The organism is Nocardia sp. NPDC004573 (assembly GCF_053602135.1).
In genome coordinates this window covers 353,036-359,172 of the sequence record NZ_JBSGDA010000006.1, presented here as the reverse complement: position 1 = coordinate 359,172, position 6,137 = coordinate 353,036, and the positions used below count along the sequence as shown (strand labels likewise).

General features: G+C 67.8%; 5 protein-coding genes and 1 pseudogene. All 6 read right to left on the bottom strand.

What is annotated here, in order from left to right; all coding sequences use genetic code 11:
- Positions 1-453: pseudogene (locus ACWEKR_RS13350) on the bottom strand (DNA-directed RNA polymerase subunit beta); the annotation flags it as partial.
- Positions 454-862: 409 nt separating this feature from the next.
- The gene (locus ACWEKR_RS13345) at positions 863-1,600 is read right to left on the bottom strand and encodes a hypothetical protein (protein WP_452354678.1); all 738 of its coding nucleotides are present in this window, start codon (positions 1,598-1,600) and stop codon (positions 863-865) included.
- A gap of 9 nt (positions 1,601-1,609) precedes the next feature.
- Entirely contained in the window at positions 1,610-2,317 is a 708-nt protein-coding gene (locus tag ACWEKR_RS13340) for a hypothetical protein (protein ID WP_452354677.1), read from the bottom strand.
- Positions 2,318-2,423: 106 nt separating this feature from the next.
- On the bottom strand, positions 2,424-3,665 hold the full coding sequence (locus tag ACWEKR_RS13335) for an MCE family protein (protein ID WP_452354676.1): 1,242 nt from the start codon (positions 3,663-3,665) through the stop codon (positions 2,424-2,426).
- Entirely contained in the window at positions 3,662-4,900 is a 1,239-nt protein-coding gene (locus tag ACWEKR_RS13330; RefSeq protein ID WP_195084063.1) for an MCE family protein, read from the bottom strand. Before ACWEKR_RS13330 ends, ACWEKR_RS13335 begins: the two co-directional genes overlap by 4 nt.
- A complete protein-coding gene (locus ACWEKR_RS13325) occupies positions 4,897-6,129 on the bottom strand; it encodes an MCE family protein (protein WP_195084475.1) in 1,233 nt (410 codons plus the stop codon). The genes ACWEKR_RS13330 and ACWEKR_RS13325 overlap by 4 nt, the downstream gene beginning before the upstream one ends.
- Between the last annotated feature and the right edge of the window lie 8 nt (positions 6,130-6,137).

Genomic DNA, 6,137 nt, shown 5'->3' with positions numbered 1-6,137 from the left:
GCCCTTGTCGGTCATCATCGGGAAATCACCCATGAAGACCGTCTGGCTCTTGATCTCACCGGTGTTGTTGTTGATGAACTCCGCCGTCACGAACAGCGGAGCCGCATACGTCATGTCCTTGTCTTTGCACTCATCGATCGAGGCCTTGACCTCTTCGAAGCGCGGGTCGGAGAAGGACAGCGACATGGAGCCGGAGAAGTCCTCGATCGGAGACAGCTCCTCGAGCACCTCCTCGAGGCCACCGACTAGGCCGACGTCGCCGCGAGCGGCCGCGCGCTCACGCCAATCCGGCGAACCGATCAACCAGGCGAACGATTCCGTTTGTAGGTCGAGAAGCCCGGGCACCTCCAAGGGTTCACGGATCTTCGCGAAAGACACCCGCAACGGGGCTCCGGGGATTCCGGCAACTGCCTTGGTCTGGGTGGAGACTGCCAAGATGCGTCCTTCCAGCACCTCACGCGCGTCGCGTGGTGGTCCGCGACCGTCGCTTGTCTGCTACGAATTCCGCTGGTTACTACCCGAACGAAACTCGAACAGGCAACAACGGAAGTAACACCGGAAGGGTGAACTTACGTGTGCAAATCGAGGTATGGACAGGAGGCAGCCAGCGCAACGTCCAAACCTACACCCAAGTACACGGGGGTGTCAAAGTACCACCCGTGTGATCGTCCGCATGGCTGGCGCGCCGGGCCGAAGTCGCTGGCTGCGTCCTTCAGGCGCGGTGCGCTGGGAGCCACTGTGACAGCTGCCGCTGTTGTGAATAGCGTGACGGTTCGGGCGAAACTCGTCAAGTGGCAGGCCCGGCCGGGGAGCCGGCGAGATCGCCTGGCGCGCTGCGTCATCCCGGCCGACGCGGTAGCCGTTACTGGTCGACGATGTCGCTGGCCAGCCAGCGACCGTCCACCTTCTGCATGTGCAGGACGACCGGCCCCGCGACGCTCTGCTGCGCCACGCCGTCCTTGGTGGCGCTCACCACCAAGTTGACGATCAGCTCCGCGCGATCGTCGGTGAGCAACGTCACAGCAATCGGGTCGGCCTTCGCGTCTGCACTGGTCTGAGCCTGCTTCACCGCCGAAATGGTGGTGTCGGCGTACTTATCCAGGTCGGCGAGCATCTTTCCGGTGAGCACCTGCTTCGCGGTGTCCCGATAGCCGTCGATGTTCTTGACGTCGTAGGCGTAGACGGTCCGCAACGCGTTGTCGGCGGCCGCCCGCACTTCTTGCGTGGCCTCGTTGTCCACGTACGCCTTGTTCGACGTGTCCACTCCCGGCTTCTGCGCGGCAAACCAGGCGAACCCACCGAGCAGGAGGGCGGCGAGCAGCAAGGCCGCGGTGACGCCCCAGCGCGGTCGTCCGGTCGGTCGTCGCCGCGGACGTTCGTCGCCGCGCGACACGATCTTGCGCCACGACGAACCGCCCGCGTCCGCCGGGCGCTGCTCGGCGCGGGGGGTGTCCTGCTCCGCGGCGGGTCGCGAAACACCCGCCACGCGCGGTTTGCGGGCTGCTACGGGCCGTTCGCTCCGCGGGGCGGCGGCGCGTGCCTGCTCCGTGGCGGGCCTGCGCTTGGAGGTGACCCGGTTGACCGGTCGGCGAGACGTCATGGGTTCCTCCTACGATCCCGGCTTCGGCGCGGCCGGCGGCTGGTCGGCCGCCGACGCGGCGGGGCCGCCGCTGAGCAACACCGGCTGACTCAGCGAGGAGATCTGCTCGGCCTTCCAGACGTCGCCGTCCTTGGCCAGGTCGACGGTCCAGGTGTAGCGGTAATCGGCGGACGGCTTGTCCTTGCCCTTCTCGGTGACCTGCAGCACGACCAGCGCCGATGCCTTGTCCTGCTCGCTGTTGAGCGAGGTGAGCGCCGCGCCGAGCACCTTGGAGGTCATCCCGACTCCGCTCTGCTGGGCCATCTGCTCGGCCTGGTCCTTGTTCTTCGTGGCCGAATCCAGCAGCGCGCCGGTCATCGAGGTGCGGGCCAGCGCCAGCGAGCCGGGCACGTCGTCGAGATTCATCGAGGTCATGTTGAGCGCGGCTTGACGGGCGGCGTCGAGCGCGGTGTCCCTGGCGTCACCGCGCGGGCCGTCGGTCAGCGCGGACCGCGCCCAGCCCGCGCCGAACCATGCGGCGCCGATCAACGCGATCACCAGCGACACGGCGGAGCAGACCAAGGCCACGCGGCTCAGCGCGGACGCGCCGCCCGCCTGTTCGGCCGTGGCCTTCCGATCGCCTGCGACCGGCTGCGCGGACGAGGCGGGCGCGCCCGGCGCGGTCGTCTCGGTGTCCGGCGACGCCTGGTCGGATCGCTTGGTCAGGTCGGCGGTCACGACAGCGTCTCGCCGTCGGTCGGCTCGGTCGCGCCCCAGGGCCTGGTGGCCGTGGTTCGCTCGCTCCAGTCACTCACGCGAGACACCCTAACGTCATTGCTCCTGGTCACCGCTTCGGCGTGACCCCCAACAGGGTCGACAACTGCACGGCCACCGGAGTCAGATTCAGCTTTTCCGGATCGGTCTTGGGGTTGGAGTCCCAGGGCTGGACGATGGCCGGGTCGGCCAGCTCGGCGCGCTCGCCACCCCGGACGGCGGTCGGATTACCGAACGGCACAAGACATTTGGCGTCCTTGTTGAACGGGAACTCGTCGCGTGTGTCGTCGAAGTTCGGGTTCTGCGCCTTCATCTGTTCCAGAATTCGGTACGTGCCCTCGTAGCCCACCGTACAGGCGGGCGGATTATTGGTCTCGAGCACCAGACCGAAGTGGCTGGTCCCGTCGCCCGGCGCGGTCGATGACCCGCCGATCGACAGCTGCGGGAGCATCTGCAGCAACGGCTTGATCGCGTAGAACTTCGGCGAGATCGCCTGCAACAGCAACCGCAAGTTGGTCAGGTCTTGGGTGAGCGAGCCGCCGCTCTCCTCGATCAGCGCGCCGAGCTGCTCGCCCGCGTCGGTTCCGGTGCCGATGAGCCTGCGCACATCGGGGTCGCTGGAGCGCAGCTGCGCGGTGAGCTTGTCCAGGCCGTCACTGAACTCGCGGATGGCCGTGGACTGCTCGGCCTGGGTGCCGAGGGCGACGCGGCCGTCGCGGATCAGCTGGATCGTCTGCGGCAGCGTCGCGTGGAAGGTCTCGGTGAACTTGTTCAGCGAGTCGATCAGCACCTGCAGATCGTCGCCCTTGCCGTCGAACGCCTTGCCCAGCTCGCGGACCGTCGTGTTGAGCGCGGCCAGGTCCACCGAGCCCGCGAAGGTGTCCACGCTGGACACCAGTTCCTCGACCGGCACCGGCAGCGTCGCCGAGGTGATCACCGAGTTGTCCCGCAGATACGGGCCTTCGTCCGAATCGGGCTGCAGGTCGACGTACTGCTCGCCGATCGCCGACCGATTGGCCACCACGGCCTTCGCCGACGCCGGGATCTTCGGCGCGCTCGTGTCGATGACGAGATTCATCACCACGCCTTCGCCGGTGAGTTCCAGCTCACCGACCCGGCCGACCGGGACGCCGCGGTAGGTCACCTCGGCGCCCTTGTAGATGCCGCCGGTCTGCGCCGCGCGCAGCTTCACCGTGTACTCGTTGAGTCCGAACATGTGGTCGAGCCGGATGTACTTGCCGCCGACATAGACGACGCCGAGCACCGCGATCACCACGAACGCGATGAGCTGCCACCGCACCAGACGGGTCATCGCGGACCACTCCCTACGCCGAGTTGCTCGAGGATCGCCCCGACCGGACCGGGCACGCCGGGCGCGGGCGGCTGCGCCATCAGCGGCGGCAGCGGCAGGATCGACACCGTCGGCCAGCCCGGACGCGGGCCGTTGCCGTTGTAGTACGGGTTGGTCGGGTTCACCGGCACCGGCGGGCCGACCGGCGGGATGTACACCGGATCCGGCTTGCCCACCCCCAGATTGCTCAGCGTGACACCGATCTGCTGGTCCACCGACAGCCAGGTGTTGACGCTGCCGCCGAAGGTGCTCTCCAGCGCCGAGTCGGGGAACGGATAGGTCGGGATCAGCGGGACCGCCGTGACCAGATCCGGCGCCGACCGGCCCAGCTCCTGCAAGGTCGGCCGCAGTGAGGTGAGATCGCGGATCAGGTCGTCCTTCGACGTGTTCAGCACGTCGAATCCCGCCTCGCCCAGCCGGTCCAACTGCGCGAGCAGGGCGACCAGTTGCGGGCGCTGTTCTTCCAGGATTTTGATGCCCTGGGGCAGCTGGTCGAGGATCTTGCCGATCTGATCGGTCTGCTTGCTCACCCGGCTGCTGAGCACGTCGAGGCCGTCCAGCGCGCGGGTGATGTCGTCCACCTGCTGGTTCAGGCCGCCGATCAGCGTGTTCGCCTGCTCGATCAGCGAGCGCACCCGGTCTTCGCGGCCGCCGAGAGTCTTGTTCAGTTCGGTGACGATCGGCTGCAACTGCGCCACGCCGCCGCCGTTGAGCAGCAGCGACAGCGCACCGAGCACCTGCTCGACCTCGGTGGCGTGCCGGGTGCGGTCGACCGGGATGACCGACCCGTCGGCCAACCTGCGGGGCTCCGGATCGGCTGCGGGCTTGGAGAGTTCGATGAACTTCTCGCCGAGCAGATTCGATTGCCGGACCTCGGCGCGCGCGTTCGCGGGCAGGTCCACCGACGAGTTGACCACGGTGCGCACCGTAGCGGTCCACTGGTCCTTGCCGATGCTGATCTTCTCGACCCGGCCGACCGGCACACCCTCGACCTTGACCGCCGACTGCGGCACCAGGTCCAGGACGTCGTCGAATTGGATGTCGATGTGCATCGGATGGTCGCCCACGTCCGCGCCGCCGGGGAGCGGCACGCTGTAGATGCCGTCGGCGGCGCACGAGGTGACCAGCGCGGCGGACAGTCCCAGTGCCACGGCCGCGCCCAGACCGCGCGCGACGGAACGGAATCGGATGCTCATCGCTCCCCTCCCTGCGACGGCGGAAGCCGGTCCGACGGCGTGCCGGGCACCGTGCCCGGCACCGGATCACGCTGCTGGTTCTCGCCGCTGAGGATGCCGAACGGCAGGTTCAGCGTCGGGGTCTGCACCCCTGCGGTGATCTGGTCGGTGATCTCCTTGCAGTGGTCGAGGATCGGCCGCATCTGCCTGCCGAGCGCCTCGAACTTGGGATCGCCGGGCTTCAGCTTGGACAAGTCGAGCATCTTGCACACCACGCCGAACGGGTCCTGCAGTTCGGGGAAGTTGGCGCGCATGTCGAGGGTGCCCGATTCGGCATTGTGCACGTTGATCAGGTTGCTCAACGCCACCGGCAGGACCGGCAGCAGGGCGGCCACGTCGTTGCGCTGATCGGACAACGTCTTGGTGAGCTGGACGAGCCCTTCGGCATTGCTCGCGATCAGGTCTCGGTTGTCGTCGATGAAGCGGGCGACGTCGCCCAGCGCGATCGACAGCAGATGCAGTGCGGCGCCGAGATCTTCGCGCTCGTCGGCCAGGAACGTCGACAGATCGGCCAGCTGGGTGTTGAACTGCCGCACCTGCTGGTCGTTCTGCGCCAGCATGGTGATGAACGCCTGCAGGTTCTTCACCGTGTCGAAGATGTCGCCGCGCGCGTCCGACAGGTAGCGGGCCGCTCTGGACAGCTGGGTGAGGCTGTTGGCCAGCGCCTCGCCGTTGCCGGCCAGGTTCGCCGCGCCGGTGCGCACCAGTTCGTTCACCGCGCCCTCGGCGTTGGCCCCGTTGGGTCCCAGCGCGTCCGAGAGTTCGGTGATGCTCTTGTACAGCTGGTCGACTTCGACCGGCGTCGCCGTGCGCTCGCGCGGAATGGTCGCGTCGCGCGCCATCTTCGGGCCGCCGGTGTAGGCGGGCGTGAGCTGGATGTAGCGGTCCGACACGATCGAGGGCGTGATCTGGGCGGCCCGCGCGCCCGCGGGCACGTCGTACTTGCGGTCCACGCTCATCACGATCTTCACTTGATCGCCCTGCGGCTCCACCGAATCCACCGAGCCGACCGGCACGCCGAGAATCCGGACGTCCGAGCCCTCGTAGATGCCGACCGAGCGATCGAAGTACGCGGTAATCTTGGTGGTGGACAGCCGGTTGAACAACCACCACAGCACCACCGCCACCAGCACGGCGAGGACGACGACCAGCGCGATGCCCACCTTGGCGCCGCGGCTGGAGCCGCGCACCGCACCGG